This window comes from Mangrovitalea sediminis (genome assembly GCF_002514725.1).
In the GTDB taxonomy this organism is placed as follows: domain Bacteria; phylum Pseudomonadota; class Gammaproteobacteria; order Pseudomonadales; family Oleiphilaceae; genus Mangrovitalea; species Mangrovitalea sediminis.
This window is the reverse complement of record NZ_NTLB01000001.1, coordinates 1,092,841-1,111,272: the sequence shown is the minus strand read 5'-3', so window position 1 is coordinate 1,111,272 and position 18,432 is coordinate 1,092,841. Positions and strand designations below refer to the sequence as shown.

Below are 18,432 nucleotides of genomic sequence, written 5' to 3'. Positions count from 1 at the left end.
CTTTCATATCGACTGGTGTATCAGCGCGCTGTTAACGCTCCATCACCAGCAAGGTGGAGGTTGCGGACGCATACAGCCTGCCTTCGCTATCAACCAGTTTGGCTTCGGCGAAGGCGACGCGGCGGCCCATACTGATGACGACCCCTTCCGCACGTACTTGGCCGGTATCCCGTCGCATAGCCTTGTGATAGGCGATTTTCAACTCCAGCGTCGTGTAGCTCTGGTGGGCTTCGAGCCTCGAGTGCACGGCGCAACCGCAGGCCGAGTCGAGTAGTGTGGCGGGGTAACCGCCGTGTACTGTCCCGATAGGGTTATAGGCATGATCTCCCGGGATACCGGCGAAGACGGCCCGGCCCTCGTCGATTTCCAGCAGGTCGAAATCCAGAGAATCCCCGATTCCCGGGCGACGTCCCTTGGCCATCAGGGCACGAAGTTGTTCCAGGCCATTCATTGCCTGACCGACTTCTTTCACCAGACTCATTGCTTCTACTCCCTTGTTCGTTGGTGCTACCACCAACATAACGTTAATATATATTATGATCATAATTTAAGTTGACGTGAAAATACAAGGGCCATTTTTTGGTCTGATTGACAAGTTCGCAATGCGAATGTAAGTTTGGCATCCGAACATTTTGAGCCGCCGCCTCTGATGGCGATCAACCACTGCCAGATGTAGACGGTTATTTAACCGGCCTCGTTCGCCTTGCGAACGCAGCGAAGGTTGTTGGTTTAGGCTTCAAGCGTGTGGGGTTGAGGGGGAAGGTCTTGGACGATCAGGTGTTGCAGCCCGGCGATCGGGATTATGTCGGTGCGTTGGCGTCAGGCCTGGACGTGCTGTTGGCATTCGATGCCGAGCATCCCCGGATGACCCTGAGCGAAGTCGCCGCAAAAGCGGAGATGGACCGGGCCAAGGCGCGCCGATTCCTGTTGACGTTGCATGCGCTGGGGTTCGTAAAGCGTGCCGGTCGGTATTTCGAGTTGACACCCAAAGTATTGCAACTGGGCTATGCCTATCAGGCATCGAACCAGTATCGCCCCATGATCCAGCAATACCTGGACGAGATCACGGCAACCCTGGGTGAATCGACCTCCCTGACGGTCCTGGACGGCGATAGCGCGGTGCTCGTGCTGCGTGCGACTCCTCCGCAACGGCTTATGGCGATCCAGCTGTCGGTGGGTACTCGCCTGCCGGCGGCCTACAGCTCCATGGGGCGGGTGCAGTTGGCGCAAATGGACGATGAGACGTTGGATGCTTGGTTGCAGCGGCAGACGCTACAAGCCCATACCGCGTACTCGGTGACGCATGTCAAAGCCTTGCGCGAGAGGATTCTCGAGGCAAGACAGCAAGGCTACTGCATCGTCGACCAGGAACTCGAGCTGGGGCTGCTGTCCGTTGCGGTCCCCGTATTCGCCGCGAATGGTGAGCTGTTGGGTGCCATCAATATCAGTACCAATGCCGTACGGGTCGACATGAATACCCTGGTGAGCCGGTACTTGCCGGCGCTACAGGAAGCCGCTGCGCAAATTCACACCTACGCGCGCTAGCGGAACCTGTTATGAAACGATGGCGAATCGGCAAGGGCTGCCGCCGCCGAATCGCCGTGCGGACAGGGATATCGGCCGGTCGAGATATGACAACAAGAAATGTAGGAGGCGGAATGTTTGTTCCCCCAGTTGCGGTTCTTTCCTCTCGGTATTCGTGTGAGCAGAGCGCTCCCCTGGTCTGCAGGGAGGCTCGGTCATGACGGACTGCATCCTGGAAACCCGTAACCTGACCAAGGAATTCAGTGGCTTTACCGCCGTCAATGGCGTGGACCTGAAGGTTCAGCGTGGACACATCCATGCCTTGATCGGCCCCAACGGCGCGGGCAAGACGACCTTCTTCAACCTGCTCACCAAATTCCTAACGCCGACCGACGGCAGCATCCTGTTCAAGGGCCGGGATATCACTCGTATGCGCCCGGCCGATATCGCCCATCTCGGCGTTATCCGGTCCTTTCAGATTTCGGCCGTCTTCCCGAACATGACCGTGCTGGAGAATGTTCGACTGGCGCTGCAACGCAAGCTGGGGGTCGCTTACCAGTTCTGGCGTTCGGACAGCATGCTGCACCGTCTCAACGACCAAGCCATGGCGTTGCTGGAGGATGTCGGCCTGGGCAAGTTCGCCGACAACATCACCGAAGAGCTGGCCTATGGGCGCAAGCGTGCCCTGGAGATTGCCACGACGCTGGCCCTCGACCCCGAATTGATGCTACTCGACGAACCGACCCAGGGCATGGGTGCGGAAGACGTCGGCATGACCACCGAGTTGATCCGGCGGGTTTCCGCGGATCGCACGATTTTGATGGTGGAGCACAATCTCGGCGTGGTCTCGACCCTCGCCGATTGCATCACGGTGCTGCAGCGCGGTGCCATCCTGGCTGAAGGGCCTTACGAAACCGTCTCCAAGAATCCGGAAGTGATCGAAGCCTATATGGGAGCGAGTGATGTCGAGCATGCCTGACGGTGAACTGTTGCGGATTACCGATCTGCACGCCTTCTACGGCGAATCCCACATCCTGCACGGCATCGACATGACCGTGAGACGCGGCGAGGTCGTGACCCTGCTGGGCCGTAACGGCTCCGGCCGTACCACCACCCTGAAAGCCATCATGGGTCTGGTCGGTAAACGCTCAGGTTCGATCATGGTCAATGGTCGCGAGGTGATGCGTACCGCGACCCACAAGATTGCCCGCCTGGGGATTGGCTACTGTCCCGAAGAACGCGGCATCTTCTCCAGCCTGACGGTGGAAGAAAACCTGATGCTGCCGCCCCGCATCCGCTCCGGCGGCATGTCGGTGGAAGAGATCTACGAGATGTTTCCCAACCTCTACGAGCGCCGCAAGAGCGTCGGTACTTGGTTGTCAGGCGGCGAGCAGCAGATGCTGGCCCTGGCCCGTATCCTGCGCACCGGTGCCAACCTGCTGCTGCTCGATGAAATCACCGAGGGCCTGGCGCCGGTCATCGTACAGGGGTTGGGGCGGGCCATTCGTCTGCTCAAGGACAACGGTTACACCATCGTGCTGGTCGAGCAGAACTTCCGTTTTGCTGCGCCCCTGGCAGACCGCCACTACGTCATGGACCACGGCCATGTGGCGGAGATGATCGAGGCGGCGGACCTGGAGGCGAACATGGACAAGATAAACCGTTATCTCAGTGTGTGAACACGACCGGCGGTCTGATCGCCGACTCTGAAACAACAACAAGCACAACCAGAAACCTGAGGAGATATTTCATGAAGAAGTTAACTCGCTCGTTGGTCTGCGCGGCGGCTCTAGGGCTGTCCGTTGCCGGACCTGTCAACGCCGCCGGCATTTCCGACGGGGTGGTCAAGATCGGTGTCCTGACCGATATGTCCGGTGTCTATTCGGCGATCGGCGGCAAAGGTTCCGTGGTTGCAGCGGAGATGGCTGTGCACGATTTCGGTGGCACCGTTCTCGGCAAGCCGATCAAAATCATTGCGGCTGACCACCAGGAGAAGGCCGATGTCGGTTCCGCGGTGGCCCGTGAGTGGATCGACCGTGATCACGTTGACATGATTACCGACATTCTCAACTCTGCCGTCGGTATCGCCGTGCAGAAGCTGGCGTCGGAGAAGCACACCATCACCATGAACACCGGTGCCGGTTCCACCGCACTGACCAATAAGGACTGCACCAAGTACGGCATCCACTACCTGTATGACACCTATGCGCTGCCGGTGGGCACAGCCACTGCGATGGTGAAGGGCGGTGGCAAGAGCTGGTACTTCATCACCGCTGACTATGCCTTCGGCCATTCGCTGCAGGACAACACGGCGAAAGTCGTTAAATCACTGGGTGGTGAAGTCAAAGGTGAAGTCCAGGCTCCGCTGGGCACCACTGACTTTTCGTCATACCTGATCCAGGCACAGTCTTCCGGTGCCCAGGTTATCGCCCTGGCGAATGCCGGTGCCGACACCATCAACGCCATCAAGCAGGCCAATGAATTCGGTATCGTGGCCCAGGGCCAGAAAATGGCCGGCATGCTGGTTTTCCTGACGGACGTTAAGAGCCTGGGTCTGAACATCGCCAAGGGTCTGCAGTTCACCACCAGTTACTACTGGGATCGCAATGATGCCTCGCGTAAGTTCGGCGATGCCTTCTATGCCAAGTTCGGCAAGATGCCGACCATGGACCAGGCAGGCGTCTACTCGGCTGTCCTGAACTATCTGAGGGCCGTCAAGGCAGCAGGTACCGACAATGCCGATGCTGTCCGTGCGGAGCTGGGCAAGATGAAGATCGACTTCTTCGGTGACACCGGCCACATCCGTGCCGACGGTCTGAACGTTCACGACATGTACCTGGTCAAGGTCAAGAGCCCCAAGGAATCCAATCCCAAGCACGGTCATGGCTGGGATCTGCTGCAGGTTGAGCAGACCATTCCGGGCGACAAGGCCTACATGACCCTGGCGCAGGGCTCCTGCCCGCTGGCCAAGTAACCATCGGAACAGACGGCGGAGGAGCAAGATGGGGTTGCCATTGAATGCGGTGCTTGCCCAGGCGATGCTGGGCCTCAATCAAGGGGCGTTCTACGCGCTCCTGAGTCTGGGCCTGGCGGTGATTTTCGGCTTGCTGAATATCATCAATTTCGCCCACGGTGCCTTCTACATGTTGGGGGCCTTCGTGGCGTTAATCGGCCTGACGCAATTTGGCGGCTGGATCGGTGAACCGGAGCTGCAGATCAATTTCTGGGCAGCATTGGTTCTGGCTCCTCTGATCGTCGGTCTGCTCGGGGTTCTGATCGAGCGGACCATGCTGCAGCGGCTGTACAAGTTCGACCATTTGTACGGTCTGCTGCTGACCTTTGGGGTAGCCCTGGTTCTCCAGGGCTATTTCACCAACTATTACAACGTTAACGGTACACCCTATCCGGGAATACCGGCGTCGCTGAAAGGCATCGTCAATTTGGGCTTCATGTACTTTCCCAAATACCGCCTGTTTGCGATCGCAGCCTCCCTGGTGGTCTGTTTCCTGACCTGGTACGTGATCGAGCGTACCAAGATCGGCGCCTATCTGCGTGCCGGCACGGAAAACCCCAATCTGGTGCAGGCTTTCGGTATCAATGTCCCGTTGATGATTACGCTGACCTACGGCTTCGGTGTGGCACTGGCTGCCCTTGCCGGCGTGCTGGCGGCACCGATCTATTCGGTCGGCCCCCTGATGGGCGCCAATGTGATCATTACCGTGTTCGCCGTGGTGGTGATCGGTGGCATGGGCTCGATCATGGGCTCGATCGTCACGGGCCTGGCGCTGGGTATGATCGAGGGGATTACCAAGGTGGTCTACCCACCAGCGGCCAATACCGTGATCTTCTTCGTGATGGTAATCGTCCTGCTGGTACGGCCGGCCGGGTTGTTTGGCCGGGAACAGTGAGGGCGCGGTAATGAATAAAACCTTCTGGATAATCTTGTTCGTCCTGGGCTTGCTGGCGCCGTTCGCCGTCTACCCGGTACTGATGATGGAGCTGCTGTGTTTCGCGCTCTTTGCCTGTGCCTTCAACCTCTTACTGGGGTACTCGGGCCTGTTGTCGTTCGGGCACGCCGCCTTCTTCGGCAGCGCGGCCTATATCACCGGCTTCGTCATGACGCAGTGGAACTTTGGACCCTTTTCAGGCATCGTCGCCGGCACCCTGTTCGCGGGTGCGCTCGGACTGGTCTTCGGCTTACTGGCCATTCGCCGGCAGGGCATCTACTTCGCCATGATCACCCTGGCGCTGGAACAGATCGTCTTCTTCCTGTCGCTGAAGCTGCCGTTTACCGGCGGTGAAGACGGTTTGCAGGGGATTCCCCGCGGCATGCTGTTCGGGTTTATCGACCTGAACCAGCCGCTCAACATGTACTACACCGTGTTTGCCATTTTTGTCGCCTGTTTCTGGTTGATCCACCGCACGGTGCATTCTCCCTTCGGGCAGGTGCTGCGGGCGATCCGCGAAAATGAGCCGCGCGCCATTTCGCTTGGTTACAACGTCGAGCGCATCAAGCTGCTGGCCTTCGTGTTATCGGCAACCCTGGCGGGCACGGCGGGTGCGACCAAGTCCATCGTCTTCCAGACGGCGTCCCTGACCGACGTCAGCTGGCATACCTCCGGTTCCGTGATCCTGATGACCCTGCTGGGCGGCATGGGCACCTTGCTGGGTCCGATTGTCGGCGCCTTCACGGTGGTGGGCCTGGAACACGAATTGAGCGGCATCGGTTCCTGGGTCACCGTCATTATCGGCATGATCTTTATTGTCTGTGTACTGGCCTTCCGGCGAGGGATCGTCGGTGAAATCGGGCGACTCTGGAAGCGATCCTTCTAAGCGCCCCATGATTTCCCCTTAGGCCCCTGCAGGTTCCATATCGCAGGGGCTTTCTTTTATGCCAGGCCATCTGCTGTCAGCAAACTATACACCTCTCCCGCATGCGGACATTGCCTCTGCGTGCCGAGTCGTTGCCTTGAAACCCCTTCTCCCTGACTGGTATAGCGCTTGCGTCGGTGTTTCCGATTGATGTAGCCGATATCTATTCGGAGTGGTATGCGCCAATAACCGTGCAAAGGGAGATTGTTCGATGGCCAAGACACTGGGGCCTCATTACCCCATCATCTACGTTCGTGGCTATGCCATGACACCTGGCGAAATTGCCGAAACCGTTTCTACGCCATACATGGGCTTCAATCTTGGATCTACCAAGATCCGGCAAATTTGGGACCAAAGCGTCCAGCGACATATCTTTGAGTCCGCGCTGATTCGCCTGATGAAAGAATATGGGTACAGCGATAACTATCAGGATGGGGCAGAGAAAACGGGCGAACTACCGGCCAGGAGTATCGTCATCTATCGCTACTATGACCCGGCGGATAAGGATTTCGGCAATGGTCAGGTGCTGTCTATTCCAGAAGCTGCCACAGGTTTACGCGAGCTGATCCACAGGGTTCGTGACCAGGTCTGTGGCGATGACGACGATTTGCGGGAGCAGTTCAAGGTCAATCTGGTTGCCCATTCCATGGGGGGACTGGTCTGCCGTTGCTTCCTGCAAAACGATGACATCAGCACGCCGGCAGACCGTGAACTCGTCAATAAGGTGTTTACCTACGCCACGCCTCACAACGGTATCGACATGGCCGGTCTTAATGTCCCCTCGATTCTCGGGCTCTGGGACCTGAACAATTTCAACCGCAAACATATGGCGACCTATCTGGGGCTGCCGGACGATTCGGAACGGGTCGATAGTCTGGACGACAAGTTCGAGGCGGATCGTTTCTTCTGCTTCGTAGGCACTAATCATCGGGACTATGACGTTGCGCTGGGACTGTCTCGCAGGTTGGCGGGTGAAATGAGTGACGGCCTGGTAAAAATCGTTAATGCGACGGTATCCGGTGCGCCTCGTGCCTTTGCCTACCGCAGTCATAGCGGACCCTATGGCGTGGTTAATTCCGAGGAAGGCTATCAGAATCTGGTGCGCTTCCTGTTTGGCGATGTGCGGGTGGATGGCATTTTGGAGGTCGATAACCTGCCTTTACCGCCGTCTATCAAAAAGGCCTATGACGATGGCAAGGAGATTCGGGCCTCTTACTATTTCGAGGCAACCGTGGCGACGCGGGGATCGATGGGCGTCAAGCTGACGGAGCGGCGCAAGGATACCTACAGCGCTGTCATTCGGGGGTTTGATGAGCTGATGCGTACTGAAAGACTGAATATGACGCAAGCCCGCTCCCCGGTCCTGTTTTCCATCTTTCTGGATACGCAGCGTATCACCGTCGGCAGGACGCTGGTTTTCAGCCTGGATCTCGCTGTATCCACAACAGGCTACTATGTCGGAACGGTGCCGTTGCTACGCCGTCATGTCGACGGGGAATACCTCTTCCGGAACACCATTACCTTTAAGCTGGCCCATAATCGAGGGGACTGGTCTGCCCGCTATACACTGACGGACGATCACTGGAGTGAGAACCCGGGCACTAAGGTTAACCGGGAAGGCGACAACACCTTTGTTATGGAACTTTCTTCGCCCAAGGGATTCAAGGGGCGGCTACGTTTCAACGTCACCAATGTCGTGCAGCTCGAGGAATTGGCCTCGGCAGGGGCGGGATGAGGTGCAGGTGCCGCTGGTGGGAGAGTTGGGGGCATCACATTGAGCCCCCAACACTCTGGAGCCATCAGAACGCCTTTACGACCGTCATTCGCAACAAGCTGCCTTTGGTCGCACCGTCGCGACTCGAATACTCCTTATAGCCGGCAAATTTCAGGAACAGGCCCTGACTCAGGATCGGATAGTCGAATTCCAGGCCCACCGCTGATTTCTGCGGCCTGAGGTCATTCGAACCGGGCCCGCTGTCATTGGATGTCTGCTTTTGCAGATAGCCCACGACACCTAACTGCTTGCCGCCACCGAGTTGTCTGGCGACTCCCCACTCAACAGAGAGCTGATTGCCTCGCGTGATCTCCGTCTGGGTTTGCTTGCCATTTTTCTCGAAGCGGGACAGGGCGGTTACCGACCACTGCTTTTGGCTGTCCGGATAGAAGGTTCCCCCGAGGGTGACCATGGTCGATTTGTAGCCGAGCCCGATGGACGAAGGGTTGGTTTTTGAGTAGCTGCCGTTATCGAGCCATTCCCCCAGGGCGAAAATGCCGTCCCACTGGCTGCCGTGCCAGGCCATGACCACCGGTCCCAGATAGATGTCGCCGAGTCCGCGACTGGTGTCGTTAAAGCCGATGCCGTTGAAGGTGAGGGATGTGGCCTGAAACGGCACTATGGCCTCTGCGCCGTAGTTGGCGCCAAGGAAGGTATAGTCGGAGATCCAGACGAAGCGGTTGGCAAGTGCGGAGACGGTCCCGGTGTTGTCCCCCGGTGCTCCGCTCACGGAGTCAATATTGTAATTAACCACATACCCCAGATAGTAGAGGCCGGGAGGCGGTGCGGACGCCGCCTGGATGCCCTCCACCCCGGTCACGTAATGGCCGGCGGCGAAAGCCGCGGGGGCCAGGGTGGATAGGGCGACAGTGGATAGGGCGAGGGCCGCGATGGATGAACCCTTGATGATTTTCATTATGCCTCCTTCTTATTAGGTCTTTGTCTTATCACTCAAGAGTGGTCAAAGAGGTTTCTCCCGGTAGCGGGAGGGGGTGTTGTGTTGGCGGGAGGGCTGAAGAGATATCTGCCCCTGTCTCGGGTACGCCAGACAACCGGAGAAAAGCCGTCTGCATCAACTATGCCATGTCGATAATGTTTATGTTTATCGATATTTGTATTGAATATGGGCAAAATGTAGACTGGAATTGGTTGATGAAATCATAAAACCAGGGGTGGCGTTTGATGATATCGTTAACGATTTGGGGAGTTTCGATAGGAGCTGCATTTAATCGAGTGCACTGAAAGGACAGGGAAGGAACTGAGGAAAAACGGTGTGCGTCCCCGTGTTGAGAGGTGGCCCCTCGGCGCGGTTTGTCGAGGCAGGAGAATAATATGACATCCGGTTTTGAGTTCGACGAGTTGCCTGAACTGGCCTCGCAGCTTCACCTGTCCTTCCGGTCCGGCCATATATCGCTGGAAGGGCAGCGCATGGTTCTGCTGCATACCGGAGCGCTGGGCTCCTTGCGTAAAGAAATGGTGGATACGCTGGGCCTCGATCGCGCCCGCGGCGTGCTGACGCGAATGGGCTATGCCTCTGGACAGCGTGACGCGAAGATGGTGCGTCAGATGATGCCCAGTGCTTCCGACGAGGACCTGATGAATCTGGGTCCCCAACTGCATTCCCTTGAGGGTATCGTCGACGTCAAGCCGATCCAGTTCGAGATCGATGTGGCTGCCGGTACCTTCCATGGTGAGTTTGCCTGGGACCACGCCTACGAAGCTGAAGTTCACCTCGAACATTTCGGGATGCATAACGAATCCGTGTGCTGGATGCAGGTGGGCTATGCCTCGGGTTACACCAGTGCCGTGATGCGCCGGCCGGTGGTATTCCGTGAAGTGGACTGTCAGGGTAAGGGTGACAGCCGGTGCCGGATCATCGGCCGCACCGTCGAAGAGTGGGGGCCGGAGATCAAGCAGGAGTTGAGGTACTTCCAGCCAGACCGGGTGGCGGACCAGATCGTGCAGTTGCAGAATCAGGTGGAGCACCTGCGCTATTCGCTGGACCAGGAGTTCACCGTGGGGGACATGGTGGGCGTCTCCGAAGCCTTCCGGCGCACCGCCGATATGATCCGCAAGGCCGCCGAGAGCAATGTGACGGTGCTGTTGCTGGGTGAGACCGGCGTCGGCAAGGAGATGTTTGCCCGGGCGCTCCATGAGATGAGTCCCCGGGCGAGCAGTGCTTTTGTGGCGGTCAACTGTGCTGCCATGCCTGAAGAGCTGATTGAGTCCGAATTGTTCGGGGTGGAGAAGGGCGCCTTTACCGGTGCGCAACAGTCCCGGCCCGGTCGTTTCGAGCGGGCCCATGGCGGGACCCTGTTCCTGGACGAGGTGGGCGAGTTGTCTCCAGCTGCCCAGGCCAAATTGTTGCGGGTGCTGCAGGAGGGGGAGCTGGAACGGGTGGGCGACACCCAGACCCGACGCGTCGATGTGCGTCTGGTGGCCGCGACCAATGTGGATCTGCTGCAGGCCGTGCAGGATGGGCGCTTTCGCGCTGACCTCTATTACCGTCTTAATATCTATCCGGTCCTGTTACCCCCGTTGCGGGAGCGCCAGGAAGACGTGCCGCTTTTGGTACAACGCTTCCTCGACAAGTACAACGCACGGCACAGCAAGCGTATCACCGGCGTTACCGAAAGGGCGATCACGGCGCTTAAGGCCTATGAGTGGCCTGGCAATATCCGTGAACTGGAGAATATGATCGAACGTGGTGTGATCCTGGTTGGTAATGGCGACTGCATCGATATCAAGGATCTGTTCCCCGCAGTGACCTTCAGTCATCGTCCTCCCGCCCGCAGCGAGCCTGTACCCGAGGGAGACCGTTCAGCCGGGGCATCCCCGGTCGAGGCACCGGCGGGCGACAGCATGGACGCTGTTGTGGAAGATGCCCTCGCCAGCGGGGCGTCATTGGACGATCTGGAAAAGCGCCTGATGGAAGCGGCGGTAGAACGTAGCGACGGCAACCTCACCTCGGCCGCCCGCATGCTGGGCATGACCCGCGCCCAGTTGGCGTATCGCCTGAAAAAGGTCACCTGACCCGAATGGGCCCCGGTCGGTTCCGACCGGGGCTGTCGACATCCTTCCTTTCCCAAATGATTAATCAAATCATCAATTCCCTTCACTGTTTTGATGATTTGGTCACCTGCTTTCCCTCGATTATTTCCCTTACCCGCTCAAAATATCGATAAAACATCATCTTATCGATTTGGCACGCTTGATGCTTTTCTGTGTTCAGCGACTGGCCTGCTTTACCGGCCGGTATCTGGGGAAATGCGTCCCTGCGCCTCGCGCGGGGCACTGAGGTGGAAGTGCCATGAACCGACTGACCGACAGACAACCCTATGTGCGGGTGACCGACCGCCGGCCGGATGGTTTCGTCGAGTTCGATTTCTCCTACGGGGATTCGGATCTCTACGTGGAGCTGATTCTGCCGGTACAGGCATTCAGCGAATTCTGTGCCAACAACCAGGTGGCCTACCTCTCCGATAACGATGCCGCGGCGCTCGACGCCGACCGGCGTAAATGGCGGGAAGGAGGGCTGAACTGAAGAGCGTTCCGGCCCGCGGTGGGTGGCCGGACCCAGCAGTTACGCATCGCAGTATCGGGCACCGGTCCCGTTCCGGAAAACTGGAGGATAACAATGACAATAGAAATCAAGACCACATCCGTTGAACCGTTGCGACACACCTTCGATAACGTGGCCCGTCGCCTGGGAGCCGATAAACCGGCTTCCCGCTATCTGGAGGCCATGTACGATCTGCAGCCCACGGCCAACTTCCATTATCGCCCCTACTGGGATCCCGACCACGCCCTGTACGACACCGGTCGCACCCGTATCGAGATGACGGACTGGTACGTCTTCAAGGACCCACGCCAGTTCTATTACGGCACCTGGACCATGGCGCGGGCCAAGCAGCAGGATGCCGCCGAGCGCAACTTTGCGTTCGTCGAAAAGCGCAATCTCGCCGACACCCTGGAAAGCGCCTGGCGCGAAAAGGCCGCCCGTTTGCTGGTACCGCTGCGTCACCTCGAGTACGCCGCCAACATGAACAACTGCTATGTCGCCGCCTACGGCTACGGTACGGCCATCACCCAGGCCGCGATGTTCGTGGGGATCGACCGTCTGGGCATTGCCCAATACCTGTCCCGTATCGGTCTGATGCTGGACGGCGGCAGCGCTGAATCCCTGGATGCGGCGAAGCAGGACTGGATGCAGGCTCCTGTATGGCAGCCTCTGCGGCGCCTGGCAGAGGACCTGATGGTCACCAGGGATTGGTTTGAGCTGCTGGTGGCCCAGGACTTTGTGCTTGATGGAATCCTTTACCCGCTGGTCTATGACCGTTTCGATCGGGTGCTGGAGCAGCACAGCGGTTCCACCATCTCCATGCTCACCGAGTTCATGAACGAATGGTTTACCGAAACCAGTCGTTGGGTGGATATGACCCTCAAAACGGCTGCCGCCGAATCCGACGCCAACAAGGCGCAGCTCGAACAGTGGATGGGTCACTGGGTGGACCGTGTCGCCGAGGCACTGACGCCGGTCGCTGTGGAGATGCTGGGCAGCGATGCCGGCGCCGTCATGGACGAGCTGCAGACGGCACTGGCGCAGCGAGCCACCAAGAAATGCGGTCTGCATGTCGGCGAGCCTGCGCCGGCAATGGCCAGTTGAACCCCGCGAATCACGTTTAGGGCCGCGGTGTCGCCGGGGCCGAGGAGCATCACATGGTCAACAAAAACAACAATGTTTACATCGCTCTGCAAAACAATGAGGAATCACGCCCCCTCATCGAAGCGATCGAACACGACAACAGCGACGCCCGGGTCGAGTTCTACCCGGCCATGGTCAAGATCGACGCGCCGGGACGCCTGGTCATCCGGCGTGAAACGGTCGAGGACCTGATCGGCCGGGACTGGGACCCCCAGGAAATCCACATCAATCTGATCTCGCTCTCGGGGAATGTCATCGAGGACGAGGACCAGTTCGGGCTGGAGCGGGCCAACTGAGCCTGCCGTCGTGATTCAACGATTCGAGGAGAACAACAATGAGTGCCAACCAGCGTCTCAACCTGCGTGAGAAATACCAGAAATTCACCCGTGATCTGGCCTGGGAACCGAGCTACCAGAAGAAGTCGGATATCTTTCCCCAGACCGATTTCGAGGGGATTCACATCCACGACTGGGACAAGTGGGAGGACCCTTTCCGCCTGACCGTCGACGCCTACTGGAAATACCAGGCGGAGAAGGAGAAGAAGCTCTACTCCATCATTGATGCCTTCGCCCAGAACAACGGCCAGCTCAATGTCACCGACGCGCGCTATATCAATGCGCTCAAGCTGTTCCTGACCGGAGTGTCGCCGCTGGAATACGCGGCCCACCGGGGTTTCGCCATGGCCGGCCGGCAGTTCGGCGGCGTGGGGCCGCAGGTATCCTGCCAGATGCAGTCCATCGACGAGCTGCGTCATGTGCAGACCCAGATTCACACCATCAGTCACTACAACAAGTACTTCAACGGCTTCCACGACTGGCAGCACATGCACGACCGGGTCTGGTACCTGTCCGTGCCCAAGAGCTTCTTCGACGACGCCATGTCCGCCGGACCCTTTGAGTTCGTCACCGCGATCTCGTTCAGCTTCGAGTACGTGCTGACCAACCTGCTGTTCATGCCGTTCATGTCCGGTGCCGCCTTCAACGGCGATATGGCCACCGTGACCTTCGGCTTCTCCGCCCAGTCGGACGAGTCCCGTCACATGACCCTGGGGCTGGAAGTCATCAAGTTCATGCTCGAACAGGACGAGCGCAACGTTCCCATCGTCCAGAAGTGGATCGACAAGTGGTTCTGGCGCGGTTACCGCCTGCTGGCGCTGGTGTCCATGATGATGGACTACATGCTGCCCAAGCGGGTCATGTCCTGGAAGGAAGCCTGGGAAATGTACTTCGAGCAGAACGGCGGCGCCCTGTTCGAGGACCTGGCCCGTTACGGTATCCGCATGCCCAAGTACTGGGAAGTGACGGTCAAGGAGAAGGAGCGCCTGTCCCACGAGGTCTGGAGCACCTTCTACAACTACGACCACGCTGCAGCCTTCCATTCCTGGGTGCCGGACGAAGCTGAAATGCAGTGGCTGACGACCAAGTACCCGCACACCTTCGATCAGTACTACCGCCCCCGCTTCGAGCACTGGCAGTCGCAAACGGACAAGGGAGAGCGTTGGTACAACAACACCCTGCCCATGCTCTGCCAGACCTGTCAGATCCCCATGGTCTTCACCGAGCCGGACGATCCCACCACCACCTGCTATCGCAGCAGCGATTACAAGGGCGAGAAGTATCACTTCTGCTCCGACGGCTGTAAGGACATCTTCGACGACGAACCGGAGAAGTATGTCCAGGCGTGGTTGCCGGTCCACCAGATCTATCAGGGCAACTGCGGCGGCGCCAGTGTCCCGGAGGTCCTGGAGTGGTACCACCTGCGCGACGGCGAGGACAACAAGGATTACCTCTACTCCCAGGACCGGGCCAACTGGCTCAAGTGGAAGGGGTTGACCGAAGAGGCCGAGCGCACGCTCAAGGCCGTGGTCAACGGGTAATCGGAAGGTGGCGCCCCAAGGCTTGGTGCCACCGGGGATTGAATTGCGCAAGGGGGAGCAACGGCTCCCCCGGGAGAAGACAGATGCCAGTAACAGCGATGTACGACTACCAGGGCCAACCCAAAGACGTCCAGGCCAATTTCCACGGTAACCAGTTGGTGTATTTCGGCTGGGACAAACACCTCATGTTCTGTGCGCCGGTGTGCTTGCCGCTGCCACCGGACATGCCCTTCGGTGCGGTGCTCACGGAAGTGCTGCCCGGTGTCTACGGCAGTCATCCGGACTGGGCCCGGCTCGACTGGGAGCAGGCGGAATGGTCGTTGGATCAGCAGCCGTTTACGCCGGATCCCCAGCAGTCGCTCGAGGCCCAGGGGATTCATCACAAATCCCTGCTGCGCTTCCGGGTGCCCGGTCTCGACGGTATTGCCGGTTCGGCCAGCTGAACACTGCACCAAGGGCTTCCGCGGGAGGTAACGCGACATGACATACGAACTCAGCATCGAGCCGGTGGGCGAGCGCCTGGAGGTGGATGAAGAGCAGACGCTGCTCGACGCCGCGCTGCGTAACGGCCTTTATCTGCCCCATGCCTGCTGCCACGGATTGTGCGGCACCTGCAAGGTGCAGGTGGTGGAAGGCGAAGTGGACCATGGCGATGCATCGCCCTTCGCGCTGATGGACTTCGAGCGGGAAGAGGGGCTGGCGCTGGCCTGTTGCGCCCGCCCGCTGTCCGACGTGGTGATTGAGGCGGATATCGAGGAAGAGCCCGATGCTCTGATCCAGCCGGTTCAGGATTTCGACGGCACCGTGGTGGAGCTGGTGGATCTGTCGCCCACTGCCAAGGGTGTGTTCATCGAGCTGGACCGGGATCTGGAGTTCCAGGCGGGTAAGTACATCAACCTGCATGTGCCGGAGGTTGCTCTGCCGCGGGCGTTCTCCCTGGCCAACGCGCCGGGCGAGAAACGGGTTATCGAACTCAATATCCGTCTGGTGCCGGGCGGTGAGGCAACCAGCTATATCCACCAGTCGCTGAAGGTGGGTGACAGGCTGAAGCTGTCCGGCCCTTACGGTCGTTTCTTCGTGCGCAAGTCGGCACCGGAGAACCTGATCTTCTTTGCTGGCGGGACCGGACTGTCCAGCCCCAAGTCGATGATCCTGGACCTGCTGGAAAGCGGCGACCCGCGCCGGATCACCCTGGTGTACGGCGCCCGCAACAGGGCCGAACTGTATTACCACGACCTGTTTACCGACCTGGCCGCCAAACACGACAACTTCACCTATATCCCGGCCCTGTCCGAACCCGCGCCGGACGACGACTGGGACGGCGATGTGGGCTTCGTGCACGACGTGGCGCGCAAGCGTTTCGACGGCATGTTCGCCGGCCATAAGGCTTACCTGTGCGGGCCGCCGCCAATGATCGATGCCTGTCTGACCACGCTGATGCGCGGTCGGCTGTTCGAGCGTGACATCTATATGGAGAAGTTCATCACGGCGGCTGATGCCTCTCAGGGCAACCGGCGTTCACCCCTGTTCAAGAGTCTTTGAGCCGGAGGACCCCGAGCATGTCTGAGTGTATCTACACCGTGAGCCTGTCGGACACCGGCGAAAGCTATCCCTGCAGCGATGAGCAGAACCTGCTGCGAGCCATGGAGGCCCTGGGACGTAAGGGGATTCCGGTGGGTTGCCGGGGCGGCGGTTGCGGTGTGTGCAAGATCCGAGTGGGCGAGGGAAGGATCCGCGCCCTGAAGATGAGCCGGGCCCATGTCACGGCGGAAGAGGAGGCCGAGGGTGTTGTCCTTGCCTGCCGGGCCTTTCCGCTATCGGACCTGCGCCTGGCAGTGATTGGGAAGATGCGAAAGAACCTGTGTCGTATTCAATCCGCCCCCGGGGCGGGCCATAAGCAGACCTGAGTTTTTCAGGAGGAGAATAAAAAATGGCTTGTAACGATGTACTGCGACCGGGGCACGTTCAGCTCCGCGTACTGGATATGGACGATGCCCACAAACACTACACCAAGCGTCTCGGTCTGATCGAGACCGGCCGTGACGCCCAGGGCCGGGTCTACCTGAAGGCCTGGGACGAGTACGACTGGTTTTCGGTAGTCCTGCGCGAGGCCGATGAGCCGGGGATGGACTTCATGGCCTTCAAGGTCCGTGACACCGACGCCTTGGACCGGCTCGAGAAGGCGGTGCGGGAGTTTGGCTGCAACGTCGAGCGCATCCCCGCCGGAGAATTGGAGCACTGTGGCGAGCGAGTCCGTTTCGATTCGCCGACCGGACACACGTTCGAGCTCTACGCCGAGAAAGACTTTCACGGCAACGCGGTCGGCACCACCAACCCCGATTGCTTCTGTGACGAAGTCAAAGGCATGGGGGCGCATCGGTTCGATCACTGCCTGCTGTACGGCGATGACCTGGACGGCACCGTCAAGCTGTTCCGTGAGGCCCTGGGTTTCGACCTGACCGAGCAGGTCATGGATGGCGATCTGATGATCGGCGCCTTCCTGACCTGTTCCAACAAGGCCCACGACCTGGCCATCATCCGCCATGCGGAGAAAGGCAAACTCCACCACGCATCGTTCTACCTGGAGAGTTGGGACGAAGTGCTGCGAGCGGCGGACCTGATCTCGAAATACGACATCTCCATCGATATCGGTCCCACCCGTCACGGGATCACCCGGGGCAAGACGATCTATTTCTTCGATCCTTCGGGTAACCGCAACGAGGTGTTTGCCGGGGGGTCCACCTGGTATCCGGATCAGCCCACCATTACCTGGACCACGGACCAACTGGGCAAGGCAATCTTCTACCACGATCGCCAACTCAACGAGCGATTCCTGGAAGTGGTGACCTGAGGCGCTGCGGTCCCCCGTGACATGCCCGGCGTTATGCCGGGCACTTTCAGCCGAAAGCCAGGAGGGCCGGGAGAGGGTTGGAAATCCAGCGCTTAGCCGTCGTCAGTTAAGGCCGGCGGCTTCCCGTAGTTCGGTATCGCCGCTAGCCAGCACCTGCTCCACGTTGTGGGCGGTGCGCTCGATGTGGCTTCTCAGCACCTCGGTCGCCTTGTCCGCATCGCGGGCCAGGGCGGAATCGCGCAGGGCACGGTGCTCGGCAGCGACATCACGACTGGGCTCGAAGCGGGTACTGAGGAAACGGTAGCGGCGATGCTGGTCGTGAAGGATGGCGCGCATCCGTTGCAGCCAGCGGGAGGGACTGGCGGCGACCAGGGCTTCGTGGAACGCCTGGTTGCGGCGCTCCCATTCCGCGAAGTCGTGGTCCGGCTTGTATTCCATCTTTTCGAGTTGGTGATAGGTCGCGACCACATTCGCTTCCCAGGCGTCGTCACCGGCTTCGATGCTTTGGCGCAGGGCCTGGCATTCGACCAGAACGCGGGTGTTGGTGACGTCCCAGAGATCAGCCAGATCGATTGGTGGCACCCGGAAGCCCCGCTGGCCGAATACCCGCACAAGGCCCTCGCCCACCAGGCGGGCCAGGGCTTCACGGATGGGACTGGCGCCGATCTCGTAGCTGTCGGAGAGCTGTTTCACTGCCAGGCGGGTACCGGGCGGGAGGGTGCCACGAATGATGTCTTTTTTCAGTCGCTCGTAGGCGCTTTCGGAGAGCGTGATGTTTTCGTTGTTGGACATGCCGGCGATCTTGGATTTGGAAATTTGCTGAAAAGTAT

At 59.2% G+C, this 18,432-nt stretch carries 19 protein-coding genes; 16 read left to right on the top strand and 3 right to left on the bottom strand.

Annotated elements, in window-relative coordinates; genetic code table 11:
• Positions 1-31 precede the first annotated feature (31 nt).
• Entirely contained in the window at positions 32-481 is a 450-nt protein-coding gene (locus CLR77_RS05210; protein WP_097459488.1) for a PaaI family thioesterase, read from the bottom strand.
• Positions 482-765: 284 nt separating this feature from the next.
• Here CLR77_RS05210 and CLR77_RS05205 point away from each other — a divergent pair, with 284 nt between their 5' ends.
• The 7 genes from CLR77_RS05205 (at position 766) to CLR77_RS05175 (ending at position 8,131) form a co-directional block, all read left to right on the top strand.
• Complete coding sequence (locus CLR77_RS05205) at positions 766-1,545, top strand: IclR family transcriptional regulator domain-containing protein (RefSeq protein ID WP_097459487.1); 780 nt, start codon at positions 766-768, stop codon at positions 1,543-1,545.
• A 196-nt stretch (positions 1,546-1,741) separates the two neighbouring features.
• Positions 1,742-2,503: an ABC transporter ATP-binding protein gene (locus CLR77_RS05200; RefSeq protein WP_097459486.1), complete on the top strand. Its 762-nt coding sequence runs from the start codon at positions 1,742-1,744 to the stop codon at positions 2,501-2,503.
• Positions 2,487-3,203, top strand: a complete 717-nt coding sequence (locus CLR77_RS05195) for an ABC transporter ATP-binding protein (RefSeq protein ID WP_097459485.1) — start codon at positions 2,487-2,489, stop codon at positions 3,201-3,203. Before CLR77_RS05200 ends, CLR77_RS05195 begins: the two co-directional genes overlap by 17 nt.
• 71 nt (positions 3,204-3,274) lie before the next feature.
• Positions 3,275-4,498 carry an ABC transporter substrate-binding protein gene (locus tag CLR77_RS05190; protein ID WP_097459484.1) on the top strand — a complete coding sequence of 408 codons (1,224 nt, stop codon included), beginning with the start codon at positions 3,275-3,277 and terminating at the stop codon, positions 4,496-4,498.
• A gap of 28 nt (positions 4,499-4,526) precedes the next feature.
• Entirely contained in the window at positions 4,527-5,432 is a 906-nt protein-coding gene (locus CLR77_RS05185; RefSeq protein ID WP_097459483.1) for a branched-chain amino acid ABC transporter permease, read from the top strand.
• Positions 5,433-5,442: 10 nt separating this feature from the next.
• Complete coding sequence (locus CLR77_RS05180; protein WP_097459482.1) at positions 5,443-6,357, top strand: branched-chain amino acid ABC transporter permease; 915 nt, start codon at positions 5,443-5,445, stop codon at positions 6,355-6,357.
• Positions 6,358-6,607: 250 nt separating this feature from the next.
• Entirely contained in the window at positions 6,608-8,131 is a 1,524-nt protein-coding gene (locus CLR77_RS05175; protein WP_097459481.1) for an esterase/lipase family protein, read from the top strand.
• A 64-nt stretch (positions 8,132-8,195) separates the two neighbouring features.
• Here the strand turns inward: CLR77_RS05175 and CLR77_RS05170 are convergent, their stop codons facing one another.
• Positions 8,196-9,086, bottom strand: coding sequence for a SphA family protein (locus CLR77_RS05170; RefSeq protein WP_097459480.1), 891 nt, complete (start codon positions 9,084-9,086; stop codon positions 8,196-8,198).
• Positions 9,087-9,502: 416 nt separating this feature from the next.
• On the opposite strand from CLR77_RS05170, the gene CLR77_RS05165 reads away from it, so the two are divergent.
• The 9 genes from CLR77_RS05165 (at position 9,503) to CLR77_RS05125 (ending at position 17,602) form a co-directional block, all read left to right on the top strand.
• Positions 9,503-11,203, top strand: a complete 1,701-nt coding sequence (locus tag CLR77_RS05165) for a sigma-54-dependent Fis family transcriptional regulator (protein ID WP_097459479.1) — start codon at positions 9,503-9,505, stop codon at positions 11,201-11,203.
• Positions 11,204-11,480: 277 nt separating this feature from the next.
• A complete protein-coding gene (locus tag CLR77_RS05160; RefSeq protein ID WP_097459478.1) occupies positions 11,481-11,714 on the top strand; it encodes a phenol hydroxylase subunit in 234 nt (77 codons plus the stop codon).
• A gap of 93 nt (positions 11,715-11,807) precedes the next feature.
• Positions 11,808-12,836 (top strand): aromatic/alkene monooxygenase hydroxylase subunit beta, encoded by a 1,029-nt coding sequence (locus tag CLR77_RS05155; RefSeq protein ID WP_097459477.1) that lies wholly within the window; start codon positions 11,808-11,810, stop codon positions 12,834-12,836.
• A gap of 53 nt (positions 12,837-12,889) precedes the next feature.
• Complete coding sequence (locus CLR77_RS05150) at positions 12,890-13,171, top strand: MmoB/DmpM family protein (RefSeq protein WP_097459476.1); 282 nt, start codon at positions 12,890-12,892, stop codon at positions 13,169-13,171.
• 38 nt (positions 13,172-13,209) lie between these two features.
• The gene (locus tag CLR77_RS05145; RefSeq protein WP_097459475.1) at positions 13,210-14,751 is read left to right on the top strand and encodes an aromatic/alkene/methane monooxygenase hydroxylase/oxygenase subunit alpha; all 1,542 of its coding nucleotides are present in this window, start codon (positions 13,210-13,212) and stop codon (positions 14,749-14,751) included.
• An 83-nt stretch (positions 14,752-14,834) separates the two neighbouring features.
• Entirely contained in the window at positions 14,835-15,194 is a 360-nt protein-coding gene (locus CLR77_RS05140; protein ID WP_097459474.1) for a phenol hydroxylase subunit P4, read from the top strand.
• A gap of 37 nt (positions 15,195-15,231) precedes the next feature.
• The gene (locus CLR77_RS05135) at positions 15,232-16,293 is read left to right on the top strand and encodes an NADH:ubiquinone reductase (Na(+)-transporting) subunit F (RefSeq protein ID WP_097459473.1); all 1,062 of its coding nucleotides are present in this window, start codon (positions 15,232-15,234) and stop codon (positions 16,291-16,293) included.
• 17 nt (positions 16,294-16,310) lie between these two features.
• Complete coding sequence (locus tag CLR77_RS05130; protein WP_097459472.1) at positions 16,311-16,658, top strand: 2Fe-2S iron-sulfur cluster binding domain-containing protein; 348 nt, start codon at positions 16,311-16,313, stop codon at positions 16,656-16,658.
• Between the two features lie 23 nt (positions 16,659-16,681).
• Positions 16,682-17,602, top strand: a complete 921-nt coding sequence (locus tag CLR77_RS05125) for a catechol 2,3-dioxygenase (RefSeq protein ID WP_097459471.1) — start codon at positions 16,682-16,684, stop codon at positions 17,600-17,602.
• 102 nt (positions 17,603-17,704) lie between these two features.
• Here the strand turns inward: CLR77_RS05125 and CLR77_RS05120 are convergent, their stop codons facing one another.
• A complete protein-coding gene (locus CLR77_RS05120) occupies positions 17,705-18,394 on the bottom strand; it encodes a GntR family transcriptional regulator (RefSeq protein WP_097459470.1) in 690 nt (229 codons plus the stop codon).
• Positions 18,395-18,432: the final 38 nt, after the last annotated feature.